This is a genomic window from Arthrobacter sp. Sr33, from assembly GCF_054511195.1.
Map to the genome: position 1 here is coordinate 379691 of NZ_JBTNDD010000002.1, position 22139 is coordinate 401829.

Below are 22139 nucleotides of genomic sequence, written 5' to 3' on the forward strand. Positions count from 1 at the left end.
GGATGTCAGTCGCAGCAGACCCCCATGAGAAGTTCGCTCACTATGCCCACCCGGAACGGCTCGTCTCCGCGGACTGGCTCGCCCAGAACCTCGACAACCCGTCGGTCGTGGTGGTGGAGTCTGATGAAGATGTTCTGCTGTATTCCACGGGCCATATCCCCGGTGCGGTCAAGGTCGACTGGCACACGGATCTGAACGATGAGGTGACCCGCGACTATGTCGACGGCGCCGCTTTCGCCCGGCTGATGTCGGCCAAGGGAATCACCAGGGATTCGACAGTCGTCATCTACGGCGACAAGAGCAACTGGTGGGCAGCCTACGCGCTCTGGGTTTTCAGCCTGTTCGGGCACGAGGATGTCCGGCTGCTGGATGGCGGCCGCGACAAGTGGCTCGCCGAGGGCCGGCCCACCACCACCGAGGTGCCGGCGGCCCAGACCGCCGACTATCCGGTGGTGGAACGCAACGACGCGCCGATCCGCGCCTATCTGAGCGACGTCCTCGGTCACCTGGGCAAACCGCTGATCGATGTCCGCTCAGTGGACGAGTACACCGGCGCACGGACCCACATGCCTGCGTACCCGGAGGAGGGCGCGCTTCGCGGCGGTCATATCCCAACCGCGGCTTCCGTCCCGTGGGCTCGCGCCGCCGCCGAGGATGGCACCTTCAGAAGCCGGGCCGAACTCGATGCAATCTACCGGGATGAGGTGGGCCTGAAGGACGACGACGACGTCGTCGCCTACTGCCGTATCGGTGAACGGTCGAGCCACACCTGGTTTGTCCTGTTCCACCTGCTGGGCTTCACCAAGGTCCGCAACTACGACGGTTCGTGGACCGAGTGGGGCAACGCTGTGCGCGTCCCGATCGTCAAGGGTGAAGAGCGCGGCGAGGTTCCGGCGTCATGACCACTGAACTTCCCACCAAATTGAGTGAGATTGTCGAGGACTTTCAGGCCCTCGACGAACCTGACCGGTTGCAGCTGCTGCTCGAATTCTCCCAGGGACTCCCCGAGCTCCCCCAGCACCTTCAGGAGCATCCGGAACTGCTGGAACAGGTGGTCGAATGCCAGACTCCCCTGTTCCTCAGCGTCGACATCGACGACAGCCCGGAGCAGATCGTGCGCCTGTACTTCTCGGCCCCGCCTGAGGCTCCGACAACCCGCGGGTTCGCCGGGGTGTTGCTGGAAGGTCTCGATGGGCTCTCCTCGGCCGACATCCTCGCCGTGCCGGACGACGTTCCGGACCGGCTGGGACTCACCCGGGCCATCACGCCGCTGCGGATGCGCGGGATGACGGCCATGCTGGGGCGGATCAAACGCACCGTCAGGGCCGGGCAAACCAGCTAACCGACTTGCCCGTTCCGGACGCCCGGGCGGGCGCGGCCGTGGAGTACGGGGGCAAGCCAATTGGCCACCGTCTGCTCCCATTTCATCGGGTCCACATTCCATTCCTTGGTATGGCGGGCCCGGTGGAACCGCTCGAAGGTGACAAACGCAGGGTTGCGTTCCGCAAGTTCAGCCGAAGCACCCACCGGCACGAACTCATCGTCCTCGCTGTGGATGATGAGTGTGGGAATGGTCAGCTGCTCGGCCCGTGACACCCAGTCGAGGCTCTTCAGGTCGAGCGGTGCCGCGAGGCCCGTGGCTTTCCGGCCGGCCCGGTTGGTCAGCAGCCACTGGCCAAGCCGGCCAATCGGTGCGGGGATGCGGTTGAGCTGGGCGTGATACGCCAGCACCTCAATCCAGTTGACCACCGGACCGTCAAGTACCAGTGCCTTGATCCGCTGACGATGACCCGAGAGGTCGGCGGTCTGCAGGCAGATGGCGCCACCCATCGACCACCCAAAAAGCACCACGCCCTCGGCGCCGTGTGCCACCGCGTAGTCGATTGCCGCCTCAACGTCACGCCACTCGGTCATCCCGAGTCCGTACCTGCCATCGGCTGCGTGCGGGGCTTCGCCGTCGTTCCGGTAAGAGGTCAACAAACTGGTCATGCCCAATGACCTGGCCAGACGCACCGCCCGCAGTCCTTCGGTCCGCTGCACTCCCCTGCCGTGGACCATGACCGCCCAATCCTTCGAGGCTTCCTCGGCGCGGATCAGCCAGGCCGGAGCTACTCCCCCGTCAACCGGGATGTCCACCTCTTCATCAGCGAAGCCAACCGCCGACGGCGACGGGAAGACCGCGCCGCTCCACCAGCCCCGCGTCGCGCTGGCCAGATGCCCGGAGTACACCGCCTCCACCTCGCGTTGCACAGTCCCTTCACGGGGAACGTAGGACAGGATCGCCCCAATCCGGGCATGTCCTGCTCCACCGTCGAAGTAGAGACTGTAGGTCCCTTCGACGGTGGTGTCGTCATTCGCGGGGAGAATGACCTGCTGGCTACCCCCGGTGCCGATCACCGCCAGGATGTCGAGGTTTTCGTCCCTGACCCGGGCTGGGGTCACTACCTGACGCGCGAAATGCGCAGCGAGACCGGAGGTGCCGGCCGCAATTGTTGAGCCGACGGCACCACCAATCCCCACCCCGAGCATGGTCCATTTGACCCAGGGGGCGGTGGTGGACTGCTCCGGCACCGTGGCGGAAAGTTTACGCATACCCCCATTCTTGCCTGTGGACCGGAGGATCGGCGGCACACGGGAGCGGGGTGTCGTGAGAGCTGCTGTCTCCGTGCACTAGGGCGCCACGCGTTGGAGCACTAGTCTTGGCTCATGTCCGAGACGATAGTGGTACTAACCGAAGAAAGCCTCAACGACGGCGACGCGAAGAACCTGTTGACCCTGGTGGGTGAGGAACAGGCCACACTGCTGGTGTTGATCCCCGATGACCGGCACAAGAATGTGATGGCCGAGTTCTTCCATCACCTGAGCTTGCTGGAGTTCGCCGACGCGTTCCGCGAATTGTCCCAGGGGCAGCCATCGGCCCAGAAATCACGTGGGAGCGCCGAGGCGGCTCTCGAAGCGTCGTTGCGGGTGGCCGAGGCCCACGGCCTTACCGCCCACGGGATTATTGCCACCGGCAACGCTGTCGAGGCAATGGTCGACGCCGTCAGCCAGCATGGCGCACAGCAAGCGGTTGTCATCACCCGACCGCACGCCGTCGCCGATACCCTCCACACAGACTGGGCGAATCAGGCCCAGGACCGACTGGGTGTGCCTGTGCTGCACCTCTATTCCGGTTCGGGATTTATCGGCGGTTCTTAGGCGTTGAAGGAATCATGAGCACAACAGAACCCAGCGATGTCCCTGTCCAGAAGACCGACGAGGAATGGCGCTCCGAGCTAACCAGTGAGGAGTACCGGGTCCTTCGTCAGGCTGGTACTGAGCGGCCTTATACCGGCGAGTACTACGACACCAACACCAAGGGTGTTTACCAGTGCCGCGCCTGCGGGCACGAACTCTTTACCAGCAACGAAAAATTTGATTCACATTGCGGTTGGCCATCCTTCTGGGCGCCCCTCGCCGAGAACACGGTCCGCTACCTGCACGATAATTCCATGGGGATGCAGCGCACCGAGGTCCGGTGTGCCAACTGCGACTCGCACCTCGGCCACCTGTTTGAGGGTGAGGGTTATGGCACCCCCACCGACCAGCGCTTCTGCATCAACTCGGTGTCCATGAAGCTGCTCGAACAGTCCTAGCAGAACCGCGGGGAGGTCCAGCATGTCTGGGCCTCCCCACCAGTGCAACCCAGTCACAAATAAGAGTTGCTTATGCTCAAGGGTTTTTTGAGTAAGTAAACCTTTTCAGTTGCTACGCTCGCTTTCATGACTTCGACGACCATTGACACCAGCCTCGCCTCACCTGCCGGAGCCCCTGAGCGTTCACCCGCCTGGCATCAGCTCAAAGCCGCCGCTTCGGCCCTTCAACCGCTCCAGGTCAAGGACGGATCCGTCCCGGAAACCTCGAACCATGCGTTGGCGTCCGAACTGGTCGACGCTATTGTCGAGGCGATCAGGACCCTGGCTCCGTCTTTCCCCCACGACGCCGGCTACCTCACGGCCCTCGTGGAGGACTTCCAGACCTGGCAGTCCTCGGACTTCGGAGTGCCCGATTTCCTGAGCTCGTTGCTGCAGTTCCAACCGCAGGAGCATCGGGTCGACGGCCTCAGGCACCTGGTGGTGTTCCCCATGTACACGCAGAACGGCAGCACCAACCGGCTGGTCGAAGCGGTGCTCATTGAAGTGCTCTGGCCCGAGTTCATTGCCGAGCTCGAAGCCGGTGACTACTCCAACAAGCTCTTCGTCCCCATCCGCTTCCTCGACTTCACCGCCGGATACGACACCAACTCGGCAGTCCTCTTCCCGGAGACCGTCGCCGTCAGCACCACACCGCAGTTCACCTGGGGCGCCATTTTCGCCGACCGCGAAGCGGCACGCTTCCGCCGGGTGGTCACCGCCGCGGCGGAGATCACCAAGCTGGAACTGCCTGCCGAAGCCAGCGAGCTCGTGGGAGACCAACAGCTGGCCGAGCAGACCTTCGTCATGTGGGACCTCATCCATGACCGCACCCACATGCGCGGTGACCTCCCGTTTGACCCGTTCATGATCAAGCAACGCATGCCTTACTTCCTGTACTCCCTGGAGGAACTCCGGTGCGACCTGACGGCGTTCCGCGAATCAGTGAAGATCGCCCTCGACGAATCGGCTCCCGACGAGACCCGCCGTCATGCACGACTGGTGCAGTACGCAGTCATCTTCGACCGGATCTTCCGCTTTTCCATCACCGGCAGCAGGGTCCGCAACTACGACGGTCTGGGCGGTCAACTCCTGTTCGCGTGGATGCACCAGCACCACGTGCTCCACTGGACCGACAGCCGCCTGAGCATCGACTGGGCGGAGGTTCCCGACGTCGTCATCGCCCTCGGCGAGAAAATTGAGCAGCTCTACTGGCGCTCCATTGACCGGCCGAAGACCGCCCACTGGCTTGCCGCCTACCAGCTGGTCACCGAAACCGTGACACCCCACCCGGCGTCGGTCTGGGCCAAGGGCCCGGACGCCCTCGAACTGACCGGACCACCTCGTGGATTGACCGATGCCGTCCTCGACGACGAATTCCCGCTGTCGATGTTCTTTGAGGCATTGGACCGCAAAATGAAACCGGTCATCGAGTCCACCGCCGGTATCACCGGGGCCGCTGAATGAGCAACGCGTTGCCAGCACTCGACGGACTGACGGTGGTGGTGGCCGGCGCCGCCGGCGCTTCGGGGATCGCGTGCGCCACCCTGCTCCGCCAGCAGGGTGCCGCGGTGGTAGCTGTCGGATCCCACGCCGGCCGGCTTGAGCAGGCGCTGGGCCAGCTCGACGACGTCGACCGCCGGGTCTGCGACCTGGCCGATGCCCAGGCTGTCACTGCGTTATGCCATGCGCTCACTGCGGACTATGAGTCACTGGACGGCCTGATTCATCTGGTGGGCGGCTGGCGCGGCGGCAACGGAATCACCGGGCAGACGGATGAGGACTACGAGCTGCTCCACACCAGCGTGCTCACCACCTTGCGGAACACCACTCGTGCCTTCTACCCCCCACTCCTCGCATCCTCCAGGGGGCGGGTGGCCATCGTGTCCTCCACAGCCGTGGACAGCCCGACGGCGGCAGCCGCCTCCTATGCGGCTCTCAAGTCAGCCGCGGAAGCCTGGACCCGAGCGGTGGCCGACGGATTCCGGCGCGATCAGGACGCCGCCGGCGACAGCACCACCCCGGGCGCCGGTCAGACATCAGCTGCCACCATCCTCGTGGTGAAAGCCCTCGTCGACGACGCACTGCGGGCCGCGCATCCGGAACGCAGATTCCCCGGGTACACCCATGTCGATGATCTGGCCGCAGCGGTGGTTGGTCTTTACGCCGCCGAGGCGCAATCGGTAAACGGACAACGCATCATCCTGCCCAGTTAGGGCAAACGCTACTGCGCGGCGGCGTCCTCGCCGCCCCAGGCCTTCGCGTAAAACTGCGGGGAAAGTGAGCTCACCAGGTCCGCGTAGTAACTGGGCTGCAGCGCCTGCGCTGAACCGGCCGGGACACGCGAGGCGAACGCTGAAACACCCAATCCTGCCTCCTGACCCGCCAGCGTCAGGCCGGCAGCTTCCAGGATCGTCGGGTACATGCTCAGCTGGTCCACGCGGGGGCGCAGGTCACTGTTACCGTCCTCGCCCGGCACCCAGATCCGGTTGAAGATGGTGCGGTTATTGTGGTCCGTCAATTCCGCCTGGAACGCATGGCCGCCACCTATTTGCTTCAGGTGGTCACCCATAATCACTACGGCAGTGTCCTCGAGATAACCCTGCTGCCTCATGTGGTCCACGAATCCGGCCACCTGCGTCATGGAGCAGGAAAACGCGGCGGTTACCTCGCTCTGCGTACCCACGGTGCAGTAGTCATAAATGTGCACCGGCTCATGCGAATCCAGGGTCAGCATCGAGAGGTTAAATGGCTGACCAGTCCTCTCCGCCTCGGCGTGCAGTTCGTCGACCTCGTCTTTCGCGTGGGCCAACAGGCGTTCATCGCTCAGACCCCAGTCACTGCGGAAGGCCTTCTCCGGCTCACCCGCGGCACGCCAGTCCGGCAGGTCCTTCACCTCGGAGTAGCCGTGCCCGCCCAGGAAGACGTCTTTCGCCGCAAACGAGGCATTGGCGCCGCCAAGGAATACGTTCGTATAGCCGTACTCAGCGAGCACATCGCCCAGGCAAGTCACCCCTTCGAGGTACGTCTGGACGTTACCGCCGAGCGCGTTGTAGGCGCCGCCGCCCGAGGTGGAGCCGATACCCTTCAGCGGGATCCCGCACTGCGTCGCGGTGATCCCGGACATGGTCCAGCCGCCCCCCTCGTACTGCTTCAGGTTCTCGACGCTTTGCCAGCCATCCGACGCCTTCGTGGCCGCCTTGAGCGGAGCGAAGACATCCTTCCCGAAGAGCTGGTCGTCCTCGAGCGTGGCCTCCCCGGACTCGAGATAGATCAGTACCAGGTTGCGTTTGTCCGTGTCGTCGGTGATGGTCGGTTCCACATAGAAGTCGCCGACGTCGTACCCGGAGTTGGCCGCCTCAAGGTAGTCCCGAACGCCTACCGTGGCGGCAAAAGCGGTGGTCCCGCCGATGACGACTGCGGCCACCAGGGCGGCAGAAACGGCGCGCATGATCCACTGCACGCGAGGCGGCCGCCGAAGGTCGCCATCACGGCGGCGCTTACGGCGCCGGAAAAACAGCCAGAGCGCGATCCCCACCGTAACCAGCAGGGGCACCACAGCAATGCCTAGGATGCTGATCCAGACGATGGACCCGCCACCACCATCGGCTTCCACGGCGACAATGTTCAGGAACATCTGGTTGACCGAAATCTCGCCCCAGAAGAGGCGGATGATGACGGCAGCCATGAGGAGGGCGAGCCCCACTCCGATCAGAAGGTGGACCACAAGGTGTCCGACCACGACGCCGGCCCGGCGGGTCACCTGAACAATACGACCAAACATGGCACCCCCTGCCTTTCGGATGCCTGGATGTCCGATGACCATCCGTGTCACCAACCCATTCCCGGGCCCATAAAAGCGTAATACCGTTTCATGCCCCGTTCAACAGGCGTTCAGCTGGCGGTGGTGAATCGTTCACCCCAGCGCAACCTCGGGCCCGTTCCGGCGTCGGGAGAGGCGTCAGGGGAAAAGTCAGGGGAACAGTCAGGCTGAAACGCTGAGGATGACCCACCGCCTAGGTGATAATTGATAGGTGACTGAAACAATTGCGCCCCCTGCCTCCCTGCACGACCCCGACGTTCGCGGCTTCGCGTCCGACAATTACTCGGGAGTACATCCGGAAATCCTCGCGGCCTTGGCTGCCGCAAACGGCGGCCATCAAACGGCCTACGGCGAGGACGTCTACACGCACCGCCTGCAGGAACTGATGCAGGAGCACTTCGGCGCCGGCACCGAAGCGTTCCCGGTCTTCAACGGGACCGGAGCAAACGTCCTGAGCCTGCAGTCCCTGCTGCCACGGTGGGGCGCCGTGATCTGCGCTGAAACGGCCCACATCAACAAGGACGAGAACGGGGCGCCCGAACGCATTGCCGGAATCAAACTCCTCACCGTTCCCACCCCGGACGGCAAACTCACCCCGGAACTCATCGATCTGGAAGCCTGGGGCTGGGGCGACGAGCACCGGGCCCAGCCGCTGGCCGTCTCCATCACGCAAACCACCGAGTTGGGGACGCTCTACACGGTTGAAGAGATCAGGGCGATCGCGGACCACGTGCACGCCCGCGGCATGCATCTGCACCTGGACGGCGCACGGATCGCCAACGCCGCAGCGGCCCTCAACCTGCCGCTGCGCGCCTTCACGAGGGACGCGGGAGTCGACATCCTCTCCTTCGGCGGTACCAAGAACGGCCTGATCTTTGGTGAGTGCGTCGTGGTGCTGAACCCTGACGCGGCCACCGGCCTCACCTACCTGCGCAAAATGAACATGCAGCTCGCGTCCAAAATGCGCTTCATCTCGGCGCAGCTCATCGCCCTCCTTGAGGATGGGCTGTGGCTTCGTTCGGCAGCCCATTCCAACGCCATGGCGGCACGCCTGACCGCGCTGGTCCAGGAGATTCCCGGGGTGCAGCTCACCCAGCAGACCACCGCGAACGCAGTCTTCGCCGTCCTCCCCCGGGACGCCGCGGACCGGGTCCGTGAGCAGTTCAAGTTCTATGACTGGGACACCGCCACCGGGGAAGTGCGCTGGATGTGCTCCTTCGACACCACAGCCGACGACGTCGACGCCTTCGCCGAAGCGATCCGCCGGGAAACGGCCGCCAGCCCACACCAGATCGGGGCTCCCCGGGCCTAGAACAATCTCGCCGGCCGCACCGGCGAGCCTGCCCGGCACGGGGGTCGGTGTGCCATAGCCTTCCTGAGTGAGCGCAATTGGCGATCTGACCCCCCTGCCCCGCGAGTTCCAGTCAGCCCTGACCGAACTCCGCCAGGCGAAGTGCCGCGGCGAGATTCGACTGGACGAAATTCCGGCGCCCTCGCGGCTGGCACCCTTTGCTGTGGCCCTCGGCGCTGAAGTATTCCAGGCTGGCCCGCACCGGATGCCGGTGCACGGCCCGGCAATGGCCGCTTCCGCTGGCAGTGAGCCGGAAGAATTAGCCACCGGACGCTTCATCCTCCTGCATGACCCCAATGGGTCCGACCTGTGGGATGGCACTTTCCGGATTGTCACCTACATCAGGGCGCAACTCGAACCCGAGATGGGCAACGACTCCCTGCTGGGATCAGTCGCCTGGACGTGGCTGGTGGAAGCCCTCCAGAACCACGGCGCCGACTACGGCTCCGCAGGGGGAACAGCCACCCGGATCCTCTCCGAAAGCTACGGCACGCTGACCGACCGACCCGACAGTATCGATATTGAACTACGTGCGTCCTGGACCCCTGACTCGTCGATGGTGCGGAACCATCTGGAGGCCTGGGCGGATATGGTGTGCACCTTCGCCGGTCTACCACCGCTGCCCGACGGCGTCACCTCCCTGCCGAACCGTCGCCGAAACTAGCCCGCCGTGACCCAGCCGCACCCCGCCGTCGTGCTGGCTCACCACTCCGAACCGCGCGGCTAGACTGGATCATCATGACCTCCCAGATTTCGCAGCACCCTGACGATCGCACTCCAGGTGATGACGCACCGGTTGAGGACGTCATCGAACCGCTCCCCCTCCTCAACGAACCCAAAGACGGCGTCCCCCTGGTCATCAACACCCAGGCGGGTCTGGAACGTGCAGCCCGGACGCTGGCTCAGGGCACCGGCCCGGCCGGCGTCGACGCGGAGCGCGCATCCGGATTCCGGTACGGGCAACGCGCTTTCCTCGTGCAGATCCGGCGCGAAGGAGCCGGCACCTGGCTGATCGACCCCGAGCCATTCACCGACCTCCGCATCATTGATGAGGCACTTGAGGGAGTCGAATGGATCCTGCACGCGGCATCCCAGGATCTGCCCTGCCTGTCGGAACTTGGGATGTGGCCCGACCGGCTCTTCGACACCGAACTCGCTGCCCGCCTCGCGGGGATGCCCCGCGTGGGGCTGGCGGCGGTCATCGAGAGTCTCCTCGGATACACCCTTGCCAAGGAGCACTCAGCCGCTGACTGGTCGCGCCGCCCGCTGCCCGAACCGTGGCTTCGCTACGCCGCCCTCGACGTTGAGGTGCTGACCGAGCTTCGCGGCGAACTTATTGCCCTGTTGACCCGCGACGGCAAACTCGACCTTGCCGAGCAGGAATTCGAGCACATCCGTAACACCCCACCCGCCGAGCCGCGCGTCGATCCGTGGCGCAGGACGTCGGGCCTGCACCAGATCCGCGACCGGCGCCAACTGGCAGTGGTTCGCCAGCTCTGGCTGGAACGCGAGGACCTCGCCAGAAACCGGGACATTGCCCCGGGCCGCCTGATCCCTGATTCGGCAATCCTGGCCGCAGCCAAGGCCATGCCGACAACAGTCCCGCAGCTTCTGGGCACCAGCGGCTTCCATGGCCGAGCGGCGTCACGGGAGGCGCCCAGGTGGTTGCGTTGCATCAGCGACGGACGGTCATCGGATGATCTCCCGGATCTCCAGGTGCCCACCAACGCGCCCCCACCGCCGCGGGTCTGGGCGGACAAGGATCCCGAGGCCGCTGCGCGCCTGGCGACTGCGCGTCCCCGGCTGGCAGCAATAGCGGAATCCTCAAATCTACCCATCGAGAACCTGCTGACTCCCGACTACCTGCGCCGGGTGGCCTGGCGTCCGCCAGCCGAGATCACGCTCGAGTCGATCAGCGCCGCGCTGGCCGAGCTTGGCGCGCGTCCGTGGCAGATCGAAAAAATAGCTGCGGTGCTCACGGTCGCGTTTCTGGACCCCGATCCGCTGCCCGAGAAAGCACCGAGGACCGCAGACTCAACCCGGTAGCCCCTCACTGTTCGACACTTCCGCCGGGCAATCCTTGCAGGCTAAGTTACTCACAAGTAACATAGGGTCGAATCACTATCTCGGATCGAATAAAGACTCAATGAGGAGCAATAGGTGAGCACCACTACAGTGCCAGCGCAGTCCGGCTCAGGCCGCCGGATCAAGGATGTCGTATTCGTCGACGGTGTCAGGACACCATTCGGCAAAGCCGGTGAGAAGGGCATCTACGCGGGCGTCCGTGCCGATGATCTGGTGGTGAAGTGCATTCGCGACCTGATGCGCCGCAACCCAACCCTGCCCCTTGAGCGAATCGACGACGTCGCCATCGCCGCCACCACCCAAACCGGTGACCAGGGCCTGACCATCGGTCGCACCGCTGCCCTGCTGGCGGGACTCCCCCGGTCCGTTCCCGGCTTCGCGATTGACCGGATGTGCGCCGGTGCGATGACAGCCGTGACGACGACCGCCTCGGGCATCGCTTTCGGTGCGTACGACGTGGTGATCGCCGGGGGCGTGGAGCACATGGGCAACCACCCAATGGGCGCGGACACCGACCCCAACCCGCGGTTCATGTCCGAACGGCTGGTTGACCCCGCGGCGCTGAACATGGGAAACACGGCAGAAAACCTGCATGATCGCTTCCCCGCCATCACCAAGGAACGAACCGACGCGTACGCAGTAGGCAGCCAGAAGAAGCTGGCCGCCGCCTATGCCAGCGGCCAGATCCAGCCCGATCTGGTGTCCGTCGCTTCCCGAAAGGAAGGGGCAGGCTGGACGCTCAATTCTGTCGACGAGCCACCCCGCCCCGAAACCACCACCGAGGACCTGGCTGCGCTTCGCACCCCGTTCCGTGCGCACGGTCGGGTCACTGCAGGAAACGCCGCCGGGTTGAACGACGGCGCCACCGCCGCGTTGCTCGCATCCTCGGATGCCGCCGCCGAGCTGGGCCTGCCCGCGAAGATGCGCCTGGTGGCGTACGCCTTCGCCGGCGTTGAGCCTGAGGTGATGGGCATTGGACCGGTTCCGGCGACCGAGAAGGCACTGCGGCAGGCGGGCCTGTCCATTGACGACATCGGCCTGTTTGAAATCAACGAGGCATTTGCCGTGCAGGTGCTTTCGTTCCTCGATCACTTCGGCATTGCCGACGACGACCCCCGCGTGAACCGCTATGGCGGCGCCATCGCCGTCGGGCACCCCCTGGCGTCCTCCGGAGTGCGGCTGATGCTGCAACTTGCCCGGCAGTTCGAGGAAGACCCAGCGGTGCGGTACGGCATGACCACCATGTGCATTGGCCTCGGCATGGGCGCCACAGTGATCTGGGAGAACCCCCACCACCCTGACTACTCGTCGAACACAGCAGAGGACGCAGCATGAGCTTTGACCGTTATGAAGAACTCGCAGCCCTGGTTCCGGACGAGGTAATCACCCACTCCTACGTGCAGGACATTGCCCTCCCCCAGGGCGCGGGAACCCTCGCGTTGATCACCCTGGACAACGGGTTGGACCACACCAAGCCGACCACCCTCGGCCCGAACACCCTGATCGAACTGGGTCGGGTACTTGAGGGCCTGAAACTCCGGGCCGCCGCCGGTGAGCTGGCCGCCGTCGGGATCACCGGCAAGCCCTATTTCCTGGTGGCGGGCGCTGACCTGTCGACGGTCAAGTCACTCAAGGCCGCACAGTACGGCGCCCTGATGGCCGAGCTCGGACACGAAGCCTACAACCTGCTGGGCAGTCTCGGCGTGCCCAGCTTCGCCTTCATCAACGGCGTGGCGCTCGGCGGCGGCCTGGAGGTTGCCCTTGCGGCCGATTACCGCACCATCTCCACCGGAGCCAACGGCATTGGCCTGCCGGAGGCATTTATTGGCCTGGTTCCGGGGTGGGGCGGGGTCTACCGGCTGCCACGCCTGATTGGTCCTGCTGCGGCGATGAAGGTCATGATCGAGAACCCCCTCAGCAACAACCGGATGCTCGACGGGCGTGCGGCCTATGGGCTAGGCATTGCCGATGTCCTGCTTGAGCCTGCCGATTTCCTTGAGCAGTCCCTCGCCTGGGCTGCGGGCGTCCTGAAGGACCCCTCGGCAGTTGCAGCAAGCCGGGCCAAACACGCCGCCTACACCGATGCCGACTGGGACGCGGCGGCCGCCGCCGGGCGGGCCTTCGTGGCCGCCAGGACCTCGAACGCCGCACCGGCGCCGGGGAAGGTGCTGGACCTCTTTGAGGCTGGGAAGACCCTGACCCGCGAAGAGTCGGCCGCCGCCGAGTGCGAGGCCCTGACCTACCTCATGCAGACTCCCGAGTTCCATGCGACCGTCTACGCGTTCCTGGATCTGGTGCAGAAGCGCGCCAAACGTCCGGCAGGCGCGCCCGACCGCAAGCTGGCTCGGAAGGTGACCAAGGTCGGCGTCGTCGGTGCTGGTCTGATGGCCGGGCAACTCGCCCTGCTGTTCGCCCGTCAGCTGAAGGTGCCGGTAGTCCTCACCGACATCGACCAGCAGCGCGTCGACAAGGGTGTGGCCTATGTCCACGCAGAAGTGGACAAGCTGCTGTCGAAGAAGCGGCTGTCCCCCGATGCGGCGAACCGGACCAAGGCCCTGGTCTCGGGTTCGGTCTCGAAGGAGGCGTTCGCTGACGCCGATTTTGTGATCGAAGCGGTCTTCGAAGAGATGGCGGTCAAGAAGACAGTGTTCGCCGAGGTTGAAGCGGTGGTCTCTGCCGAGTGTATTCTCGCGACCAATACCTCGTCACTGTCGGTCACCGAGATGGCAGCTGACCTCGCCCACCCGGAACGTGTGGTGGGTTTCCACTTCTTCAACCCGGTCGCTGCCATGCCATTGCTGGAAATCGTCAAAGCACCGCACACGGATGACGCCGTGCTGGCGACAGCTTTTGCGCTGGCCAAGGAGCTGAAAAAGTCGGCGGTGCTGGTGCAGGATGCTCCGGCGTTTGTGGTCAACCGCATCCTCGGCCGGATGTTTGGCGAGATCACTGCGGTCTTCGATGAGGGTACAGACGCGGCGACAGCTGACAATGCGCTGCGCCCCATGGGCCACCCGATGACGCCGTTCCGGCTGCTCGCGCTCGTGGGCCTGCCGGTCGGCCAGCACGTGCAGGAGTCGCTGAACACCGCGTTTGGTGACCGTTTCCATGTTTCTGCCAACCAGCAGAAACTCATTGACGCCGGAATCAAGGGTCTGTGGGTGAAGGGCGACGACGACGCCGAGACCGTGCCCGAGTCGACCCTGGCCCTGATGACCCGGGGCGATTCGCCGTCGGACAGCGCGGAGGTGCTCCGCCGAACCCAGGATGCCCTCGCCGACGAGATTGGCCGGATGCTCGATGAGGGAGTTGTTGCCGCACCTGAGGACATTGACCTGTGCGTCATCCTGGGCGCTGGCTGGCCGTTCCACCAGGGCGGCATCACACCGTACCTGGATCGGGTGGGCGCGTCCGAGCGGGTCAATGGGAAGACCTTCCACTAGGCACTTCCCCGCCGCTCGTCGTCACCCAACGACACTGACGGCGCCCGCACCGGCCTTGGTGCGGGCGCCGTTCTGCGTCTGGCTCAAGTGGCACAACTGGCCTAACTGGCTCAACTGACTCAAGATAGGTGACCCGGCTGACCTCCCGCGGTTTGGTGAGCAACCCGGTCAGGTGGGGTCAATCTGGCATCGATGCCGGGAATGTTGACCACCGGCGTCCAGGTTCCTCACGACCCAGCCTGAAACCTGACCGCTGCTAGAGGACAGCCGCCCCGAACTGTAGCTGCGGGAGCTCCTCGAAGGCGGGCTTCGCGAACCAGTATCCCTGGAACAGGCCGATACCGGCTGCCTTCAGGGTCGCAAACTCCGCCTCCGTCTCAATGCCTTCCGCGAGGACCGTGATACCGAACTCCCTACACATGCCCACGATGCTGGACACAACTGTCTGCCGCGCCGGGCTGGTATCGATGCCGCGGATCAGCAACATGTCGATCTTGATCAGGTCGGGTTGGAAATCGACCAGAAGACCCAGTCCCGCGTGTCCGGCACCGAAGTCGTCGATGGCGGTGGTGAACCCATGTTTGCGGTATTCGATGATGATGTTCGTGAGGTGGCCGGTGTCGGAGACCTCCTCGTTCTCGGTGAACTCGAACATGATCGCCGACGTCGGGAAGCTGAAGCGGGCGGCGGCCCGCAGCGTCGCGCGAAGGCATGCAGCCGGTTCGTAGACCGCGTTCGGCATGAAGTTGATCGAAAGTTTCAGATCCTCACCCGCAGGGAACAACCGCGATGCCAGCTCAATGGCTTTGACACGGCAGTCCTGGTCAAAGCGATACTTCTGCTCGGGTGACACCTTGGACAGGATCTCGTAGGCGCCCTCCCCCGAGGTTCCCCTGACCAACGCCTCATAGCCCCAGACGCGACCGGCAACGGCGTCGTAGATCGGCTGGAAGGCCATGCTGAAGTCGAAGTCGAGCTCCGCCGCTGTAGTGCAACTGCCGCAGGCCATGGTCAGGGAGTCGACCTCGGGAAAATCCGGTCCAGTTCCTGAAGTTCAGTTTCGGACGGGACCCAGCACACCGCCTCGGCATTCTGTTGAATCTGCTCCGGTTTGGTGGCTCCGGCGATCACTGACGCGACGGACGGCTGCGCGGCGAGCCAGGAGAAGGCCACCTGCAGTTCGGTCAGGTCGCGGGCCCGGGCGAACGCTCCGAAGTCGGCCAACTGGTTCCAGTCAGCCCCTTCGAGCAGGTTCGTCCGGGAGTGGGTCAGCCGGCTACCGGCCGGAACCTTCGAGGCACTGTATTTGCCGGTCAGCAGACCGTTCGCCAGCGGGAAGAACGGCAGCACGCCAATCCCATAGGCTTCGGCTGCCGGAACCACCTCGGCCTCGATGCTGCGCTCCAGCAGGTTCCAGTGGTTTTGCGCGGAGATGAAGGGCGTGTACCCGCCGAGCTGTGCAACAAACTCGGCTTCGGCGAGCTGCCAGCCTGCCCGGTTTGAATGGCCGATGTACCTGACCTTGCCGCTCTTGACCAGTGCGTCGAGGGCCGAAAGGGTCTCCTCGATGGGGGTCAGCGGGTCCGGTGCATGGAACTGGTAGAGATCAATAAAGTCCGTGCCCAGACGCCGCAGTGATGCCTCGACCGCCTTCATGATGTAGCGCCGCGACCCCCTGGCACCCCAGTCCGGGCCGTTGGCACCCTTGAGGTCCAGCCCAAACTTGGTGGCGACCAGCACGTCATCGCGATTTTTGACCAAGGCTTTGCCGAGCATTTCCTCGCTCAGGCCAGGCGTCTTTCCATAGGAGTCCGCCACGTCGAAGAAGTTGATTCCCGCGTCGACAGCTGCGCCGATCACCGCGTTGGTGCCGCGCTGGGTTTCGGTTGGCGTTCCGGGGCGACCCAGATTGTTACACCCGAGTCCCACCACTGAAACGTTCAATCCGGAGTTGCCGAGCCTGCGATATTCAGTCATGGCTCTACGCTACAACACCGGTTACCCGAGGCATCTTTCGGCGCCCCGGGTAACACCAGGCATCGACGAGGGGTCAGGCGAACCAGATACCGATTTCGCGCTGTGCCGACTCCGCCGAGTCCGAGCCGTGGACGAGGTTCTGCTGTACCTTCAGCCCCCAGTCGCGGCCGAGATCGCCGCGGATGGTGCCGGGTGCGGCTGCCGTCGGCTCGGTGGCGCCGGCAAGGGACCGGAATCCCTCGATCACCCGCTCGCCCTCGAAAATCGCAGCCACGATGGGCCCGCTGAGCATGAACTCGACGAGTGGTTCGAAGAAGGGCTTCCCAACATGCTCGTTGTAATGCTCTTCGAGCATCTCGCGGCTGGCCGAGACCAGCTTGAGGTCCACCAGGGTGTATCCCTTGGCTTCCACCCGGGACAGGATGGTCCCGGACAGTGCGCGGGACACGCCGTCGGGCTTGATCAGTACAAGAGTGCGTTCAGCGCTCACAGAAGTCCTCCAAAGTGTTGGGTATGGCCAGTGGAACTCTACTAAACTTATCCTGCGGGCTCTGACCCGTCCTCCGGGTTGGCCCGCTCCCACTCAGCCTGCTGGCGGTCCCGCTCGACGTTCTCGGCGTCGAGGCGGATGCCGGTACGAATCCCGTACAGCCAGGTCAGGGCGAACAGCACCCCAATCAGGAACATGGTGGGTTCGATGAACCCGGTCGCGATGATCACCAGCTGGAGAATCCAGCCGATGGCAATGCCGTAGGGCTTGGTGAGGAACGCGCATGCCCCGACCAACGCGATGGCCAATGCGATCCCCACCGAGAGGATCAGCACCGGTGAGATGGTGTCGCGCAACAAGCCGAATGCGGTGAGGGTCGCGAACAGCACCACCAGCGCCTCGAGGGTGAGGACCACCGAGGCGAAGGTGACTTTGATGGAACGCCGTTTCTTGGGCATTCCGGGTCGCCATTCGCGTTGCGCCTTGGTCATGCGACGCTTTCGATTCTGCTCCATCAGAGTCAGCCTCACTTGCCCAGCAGGGTGCGGGCTTCCCCCACCACCGTGATGGAACCGGTGATGAGGATGCCCCCTGCGAGGTCGTTGTTTTCTTCGGCCTTCATGACCGCCCATTCGAGGGCGTCATCGAGCCGTTCGGCGATGTGGACGTTTTCCTCGGCGAAACCAGCCGCCAACGCATCCTGCAGAAGCTCGGCCGCGGGAATGGCGCGGGGCGAGGTTGACTGGGTCAGGCAGATGTCCTCGAGGATGCCACCGAGTTCCTCATGCAGTTCGGCCAGGATGGCCCCCGCGTCCTTGTCCTGGAGCACACCGACCACCAGGATCAGCCGGCTGAAGTCGAAGGCTTCCTTGACCGCCGCTGCTGCTGCCTTGGCGCCGGCGGCATTGTGCGCGGCGTCGACGATGATGCTCGGTGCGGTCCGCACCACTTCGATCCGCCCCGGCGAGGTCACGGTCCGCAACCCTTCGCGGACCACCGCCGCATCAAGTTCACGGGTCCCGCCACCGATGAATGCCTCGACGGCGGCGACGGCGACGGCGGCGTTCTGCGCCTGGTGCGCCCCGTGCAGGGGCAGCAGCAGTTCCTCGTACCGGCCGGCGATCCCGTTGATGGACAGCACCTGGCCGCCGACGCCGATCGTCCGGGTTTCAACCCCGAACTCAACACCTTCGAAGCGGAACTCAACGCCGACTTCGCGGGCCTTTTCGAGGAGCACCTGGGCGGCCTCCTGGGGTTGGGCCGCACTGATCAGGAACCCGCCGGGCTTGATGATCCCCGACTTTTCCAGCGCAATGTCGTATTCGGTGTCGCCGAGGAGTTCCGTGTGGTCCAGGGAGATCGGCGTGACGACAGCAACCTGGCCGTCGCCCACGTTGGTGGCGTCGGTGATCCCGCCGAGGCCCACCTCGATGATCGCGACGTCGACCGGCTCGTCGGCGAAGACCGCGAACGCGAGAATGGTGATGCTCTCGAAGTAGGTCAGCCGGGGGTCGCCCGCCGCTTCCAGTTCGCCGTCGATGATTTCCAGGAACGGCCTGATCTCGTCCCAGATCCGCACGAAGGTTTCGTCGGAGACCGGTTCGCCGTCGATGCTGATGCGCTCGGTGACGCTGCTCAGATGCGGGCTCGTGTAGCGCCCGGTCCGCAGCTCATGCGCCCGCAGGATGCCCTCGACCATGCGTGCGGTCGAGGTTTTCCCGTTGGTTCCGGTCAGGTGGATGATCGGGAACGCCTTGTTGGGTTCGCCGAGGATTTCCATTGCCCTGATCATCGGGGCCATCCGCGGTTCCATTTTGTTCTCAGGTGCCCGGCTCAGCAGTTCCGCGTAGACACTTTCCACCGAAAACTTGTCGAACGCTGTGGGCGCCGGGCCGTTTGACTCCGAATCCATTGATTCTGAATCCCTTGGCTCTGAATCCCTTGGCTCTGGGTTCTGCTGGCTCATGAGTGCCTCTCTACTTTGACGGTAAACTCGCCGTCCGTTGGCGCAGCAGCGACAACGTGCAGTTCGTTGGTCAGCGTTTCCGCTTTGATGAGTGCCGCGTTCGATGTCAGGGCATCGACCAGGTCCGATGCGACGCCAAGCGTGGTCACGATCCGGTCGCTGATGTGCAGGTCCGCGTCGCGGCGGGCCTGCTGGATTGCCCGGATCGCGTCCCGGGCCGCTCCTTCGGCGGCGAGCTCCCCGGTGACGACGGTATCGAGCACGAGGAAGCCGCCCCCGGGCAGCACCGTGACAGCCTTCCCGGAGTTGTCGCCGTCGTCGGCCACCACTGTTTCCAGGGTGTATTCGTGGGGTTCGAGCGCCAGCTCGCCGGCGGTCACTGCACCGGCTGCGGAGACCGTCCAGTCGCCGGCCTTGGCGGCCTTGATGGCGGCCTGGACATTCTTTCCCAGGCGCGGCCCGGCGGCCCGGGCGTTCACCACCAGTTTCTGCACAATCCCGAATTCTTCGGGTGATGCGTCGGCGGCGTCGAGGAGCCGGACCTGCTTGATGTTCAGCTCATCGGCGATGATCCCCTGGTACTGACCAATCAGGTTGCCCGCCGACGGCGCCACGACGGTGAGGTGGGCCAGCGGCAACCTGACGCGCAGGTTGGCTGCCTTCCGGAGGCTCGACCCGGTGGAGCAGATTTGGCGGGTGCGTTCCATCCGTTCCACGAGGTCGGGTGCCTCCGGGAATGCCGACGCCTCCGGCCAGTCGGTCAGGTGCACCGAGCGCCCGCCGGTGAGCCCACGCCAGATTTCCTCGGTGACCAGGGGCAGCAGGGGCGCTGCGGCCCGGCAGACCGCTTCGAGGCAGGTGTAGAGCACATCGAAGGCGTCGGCGTCCTCATCGAAGAACCGCTGCCGGCTCCGGCGGACGTACCAGTTGGTCAGCGTGTCCAGGTAGCGGCGCAGCGTCTCGCAGGCGTCGCTGATGTTGAAGGCATCGAGCGACGCTGTCATATCCCGCACCAGGTTTCCGGTGTAGGCGAGGATGTAGCGGTCCACTGGTTCGGCGAGGCGATTGGCCCGTTCGGGGCTGACCGTTTTTGCCTCGTAGCCGGTGCCGCCGGCTGCCGCGTTGGTGTAGAGGCTGAAGAAGTGCCAGACATTCCAGAGTGGCAGGATGACCTGCCGGACGCCGTCGCGGATGCCCTGTTCGGTGACGATCAGGTTGCCGCCACGCAGCACCGGGGAGGACATCAGGAACCAGCGCATGGCGTCGGCGCCGTCCCGGTCGAGGACCTCGGTGACGTCCGGGTAGTTGCCCAGGCTCTTGGATGCCTTCTGGCCGTCGTCGCCCAGGACGATGCCGTGGCTGATCACGTTGCGGAACGCCGGCCGGTCGAATAGCGCCGTGGAGAGCACATGCAGCATGTAGAACCAGCCGCGGGTCTGGCCGATGTACTCGACGATGAAGTCAGCAGGGTTGTGGGAGTCAAACCATTCCTGGTTCTCCATCGGGTAATGTACCTGGGCGAAGGGCATGGAACCGGAGTCAAACCAGACGTCCAGTACGTCCTCGACCCGGCGCATGGTGGACTGGCCCTCAGCTGGTGTGCGGGGGTCGTCGGGGTTGGGGCGGGTCAGCTCATCGATGAAGGGACGGTGGAGGTCCGGCTCCCCCGCCTTGTTCAGCGGCAACCGGCCGAAGTCCGCCTGGATCTCGGCGAGCGAGCCGTAGACGTCGGTCCGCGGGTAGGCGGGATCGTCGGACTGCCAGACCGGGATGGGGCTGCCCCAGTACCGGTTCCGGCTGATCGACCAGTCCCGGGCGTTGGCCAGCCACTTGCCGAACTGCCCGTCTTTCACGTTCTCGGGGATCCAGTTGATGCCCTGGTTCAGGTCCACCATCCGATCCTTGATCTTGGTGACCTCCACAAACCAGGACGACACAGCCCGGTAGATCAGCGGGTTGCGGCACCGCCAGCAGTGCGGGTAGCTGTGCACGTAGCTGGCCTGACGGACCAGGCGTCCGCTGTCCTTCAGCACCCGGCTGATGGGTTTGTTCGCCTCGAAGACCTGCAGTCCGACGATGTCGGCAAGAGGCCCCTGCCCGTACATCGGGAGGAAGCGCGCACCTTCATCGACTGAAAGGATGACCTGGATGCCAGCCTCCTCACAGATTTTCTGGTCCTCTTCACCGTAGGCGGGTGACTGGTGCACAATGCCGGTGCCGTCGGTGGTGGTGACGTAGTCGGCCACGAGGAACCGGAAGGCGTTGCGGTAACCGCCCTGTTCTGGGTCGGCCAGGTAGTCCCAGAGCGGTTCGTAGGCCAGGTCCGCGAGCTCGGCGCCCTGCAGGGTGCGCTCGACGGCGGCTGTCGCCTCTTTCGCTGAGGCGTAGCCGAGGTCCTTGGCATAGTTGCCCAACAGGTCAGCGGCGATGAGGAAGCGGCGGTCGTCGTCGGCCAGTGTCGGTCCGGCGGGAACCAGTGCATAGGCAATGTCGGGCCCGACGGCGAGAGCGGCGTTGGTGGGCAGGGTCCAGGGCGTGGTGGTCCAGGCGAGGGCCTGCACCCCGGCGAGCTCCTGCGACAGCTCGGTGCTGCCGGCCAGGATGGGGAAGGTCACGGTGACGGTCTGGTCCTGGCGGTCCTGGTAGACGTCGTCGTCCATCCGCAGCTCGTGGTTGGACAGCGGCGTCTCATCGTTCCAGCAGTACGGCAGCACCCGGTAACCGTTGTAGGTGAGGCCCTTGTCGTACAGGTTCTTGAACGCCCAGATGACCGACTCCATGTAGTCGACGTTCAGCGTCTTGTAGTCGTTGTCGAAGTCCACCCAGCGGGCCTGGCGGGTGACATAGTCCTGCCACTCGCCGGCGTATTTCATCACTGAGGACCGGCAGGCGTCGTTGAATTTGTCGATGCCCATGGCTTCGATCTGCGCCTTGTCGCTCATGCCCAGCTGCTTCATCGCTTCCAGCTCGGCGGGCAGTCCGTGGGTGTCCCAGCCGAACCGGCGCTCCACACGGTGGCCGCGCTGGGTCTGGTAGCGGCCCACCAGGTCCTTGGCGTAGCCGGTCAGCAGGTGGCCGTAGTGGGGTAGCCCGTTGGCGAACGGGGGGCCGTCGTAGAAGACAAACTCATTTGAGCCGTTCTCACCGTCGGGAAGGTCTGCGCTGCGGGCGTCGATCGACGCCTGGAACGTGCCATCTGCGTCCCAGTACTTGAGGATCCGTTCCTCGATCTCGGGGAACCGCGGGGACGCCGAAGAGGAGGAGGCAGCGCCAGCCGCGCTGTCATGGCTGGTGGCCTTGGGGTAGATCTGTGGCATGTTGTTCATCCTGTAG

General features: G+C 64.6%; 19 protein-coding genes. 11 read left to right on the forward strand and 8 right to left on the reverse strand.

All coding sequences use genetic code 11. The features are described 5' to 3' along the window. Positions 1–2: 2 nt before the first annotated feature. Together ACX80T_RS04630 and ACX80T_RS04635 are read left to right on the forward strand one after the other, a co-directional pair. Complete coding sequence (locus ACX80T_RS04630) at positions 3–902, forward strand: sulfurtransferase (protein ID WP_459303829.1); 900 nt, start codon at positions 3–5, stop codon at positions 900–902. Beyond that, positions 899–1342, forward strand: coding sequence for a SufE family protein (locus tag ACX80T_RS04635; protein WP_024477086.1), 444 nt, complete (start codon positions 899–901; stop codon positions 1340–1342). The genes ACX80T_RS04630 and ACX80T_RS04635 overlap by 4 nt, the downstream gene beginning before the upstream one ends. On the opposite strand, the gene ACX80T_RS04640 is transcribed toward ACX80T_RS04635, so the two are convergent. Then, entirely contained in the window at positions 1339–2592 is a 1254-nt protein-coding gene (locus ACX80T_RS04640; protein WP_459303830.1) for an alpha/beta hydrolase family protein, read from the reverse strand. The genes ACX80T_RS04635 and ACX80T_RS04640 overlap by 4 nt on opposite strands. A gap of 114 nt (positions 2593–2706) precedes the next feature. Here ACX80T_RS04640 and ACX80T_RS04645 point away from each other — a divergent pair, with 114 nt between their 5' ends. From ACX80T_RS04645 to ACX80T_RS04660, 4 genes are all read left to right on the forward strand, one after another. Continuing rightward, positions 2707–3198, forward strand: a complete 492-nt coding sequence (locus ACX80T_RS04645) for a hypothetical protein (protein WP_024477085.1) — start codon at positions 2707–2709, stop codon at positions 3196–3198. Positions 3199–3212: 14 nt separating this feature from the next. After that, positions 3213–3635 carry a peptide-methionine (R)-S-oxide reductase MsrB gene (gene msrB, locus ACX80T_RS04650; protein ID WP_459303832.1) on the forward strand — a complete coding sequence of 141 codons (423 nt, stop codon included), beginning with the start codon at positions 3213–3215 and terminating at the stop codon, positions 3633–3635. 126 nt (positions 3636–3761) lie between these two features. Next, positions 3762–5138 carry a DUF6421 family protein gene (locus ACX80T_RS04655; protein WP_019482844.1) on the forward strand — a complete coding sequence of 459 codons (1377 nt, stop codon included), beginning with the start codon at positions 3762–3764 and terminating at the stop codon, positions 5136–5138. Beyond that, positions 5135–5887: an SDR family oxidoreductase gene (locus ACX80T_RS04660; RefSeq protein ID WP_019482845.1), complete on the forward strand. Its 753-nt coding sequence runs from the start codon at positions 5135–5137 to the stop codon at positions 5885–5887. Before ACX80T_RS04655 ends, ACX80T_RS04660 begins: the two co-directional genes overlap by 4 nt. Positions 5888–5895: 8 nt before the next feature. Here ACX80T_RS04660 and ACX80T_RS04665 read toward each other — a convergent pair whose 3' ends face one another. Then, on the reverse strand, positions 5896–7455 hold the full coding sequence (locus ACX80T_RS04665; protein WP_459303833.1) for an LTA synthase family protein: 1560 nt from the start codon (positions 7453–7455) through the stop codon (positions 5896–5898). Between the two features lie 250 nt (positions 7456–7705). Between ACX80T_RS04665 and ACX80T_RS04670 the strand changes: the two genes are divergently transcribed. From ACX80T_RS04670 to ACX80T_RS04690, 5 genes are all read left to right on the forward strand, one after another. Next, the gene (locus tag ACX80T_RS04670) at positions 7706–8806 is read left to right on the forward strand and encodes a threonine aldolase family protein (protein WP_019482847.1); all 1101 of its coding nucleotides are present in this window, start codon (positions 7706–7708) and stop codon (positions 8804–8806) included. A gap of 67 nt (positions 8807–8873) precedes the next feature. Beyond that, positions 8874–9509: a DUF3000 domain-containing protein gene (locus ACX80T_RS04675; RefSeq protein ID WP_084442900.1), complete on the forward strand. Its 636-nt coding sequence runs from the start codon at positions 8874–8876 to the stop codon at positions 9507–9509. Positions 9510–9583: 74 nt separating this feature from the next. Further along, entirely contained in the window at positions 9584–10891 is a 1308-nt protein-coding gene (locus tag ACX80T_RS04680; RefSeq protein ID WP_019482849.1) for an HRDC domain-containing protein, read from the forward strand. A 114-nt stretch (positions 10892–11005) separates the two neighbouring features. Then, on the forward strand, positions 11006–12265 hold the full coding sequence (locus ACX80T_RS04685; protein ID WP_459303835.1) for a thiolase family protein: 1260 nt from the start codon (positions 11006–11008) through the stop codon (positions 12263–12265). Next, complete coding sequence (locus tag ACX80T_RS04690) at positions 12262–14373, forward strand: 3-hydroxyacyl-CoA dehydrogenase NAD-binding domain-containing protein (protein WP_459303836.1); 2112 nt, start codon at positions 12262–12264, stop codon at positions 14371–14373. Before ACX80T_RS04685 ends, ACX80T_RS04690 begins: the two co-directional genes overlap by 4 nt. A gap of 256 nt (positions 14374–14629) precedes the next feature. On the opposite strand, the gene ACX80T_RS04695 is transcribed toward ACX80T_RS04690, so the two are convergent. The 6 genes from ACX80T_RS04695 to ileS form a co-directional block, all read right to left on the reverse strand. Beyond that, positions 14630–15382: an EAL domain-containing protein gene (locus tag ACX80T_RS04695; RefSeq protein ID WP_459303837.1), complete on the reverse strand. Its 753-nt coding sequence runs from the start codon at positions 15380–15382 to the stop codon at positions 14630–14632. Between the two features lie 2 nt (positions 15383–15384). After that, the gene (locus ACX80T_RS04700; protein WP_459303838.1) at positions 15385–16350 is read right to left on the reverse strand and encodes an aldo/keto reductase; all 966 of its coding nucleotides are present in this window, start codon (positions 16348–16350) and stop codon (positions 15385–15387) included. 73 nt (positions 16351–16423) lie between these two features. Further along, positions 16424–16840: a nucleoside-diphosphate kinase gene (ndk, locus tag ACX80T_RS04705; RefSeq protein WP_019482854.1), complete on the reverse strand. Its 417-nt coding sequence runs from the start codon at positions 16838–16840 to the stop codon at positions 16424–16426. A gap of 47 nt (positions 16841–16887) precedes the next feature. Beyond that, positions 16888–17355 carry a DUF4233 domain-containing protein gene (locus ACX80T_RS04710; RefSeq protein WP_459303839.1) on the reverse strand — a complete coding sequence of 156 codons (468 nt, stop codon included), beginning with the start codon at positions 17353–17355 and terminating at the stop codon, positions 16888–16890. 11 nt (positions 17356–17366) lie between these two features. Further along, entirely contained in the window at positions 17367–18752 is a 1386-nt protein-coding gene (locus ACX80T_RS04715; RefSeq protein ID WP_019482856.1) for a bifunctional folylpolyglutamate synthase/dihydrofolate synthase, read from the reverse strand. Positions 18753–18802: 50 nt separating this feature from the next. Next, on the reverse strand, positions 18803–22132 hold the full coding sequence (ileS, locus tag ACX80T_RS04720) for an isoleucine--tRNA ligase (RefSeq protein WP_459303840.1): 3330 nt from the start codon (positions 22130–22132) through the stop codon (positions 18803–18805). Between the last annotated feature and the right edge of the window lie 7 nt (positions 22133–22139).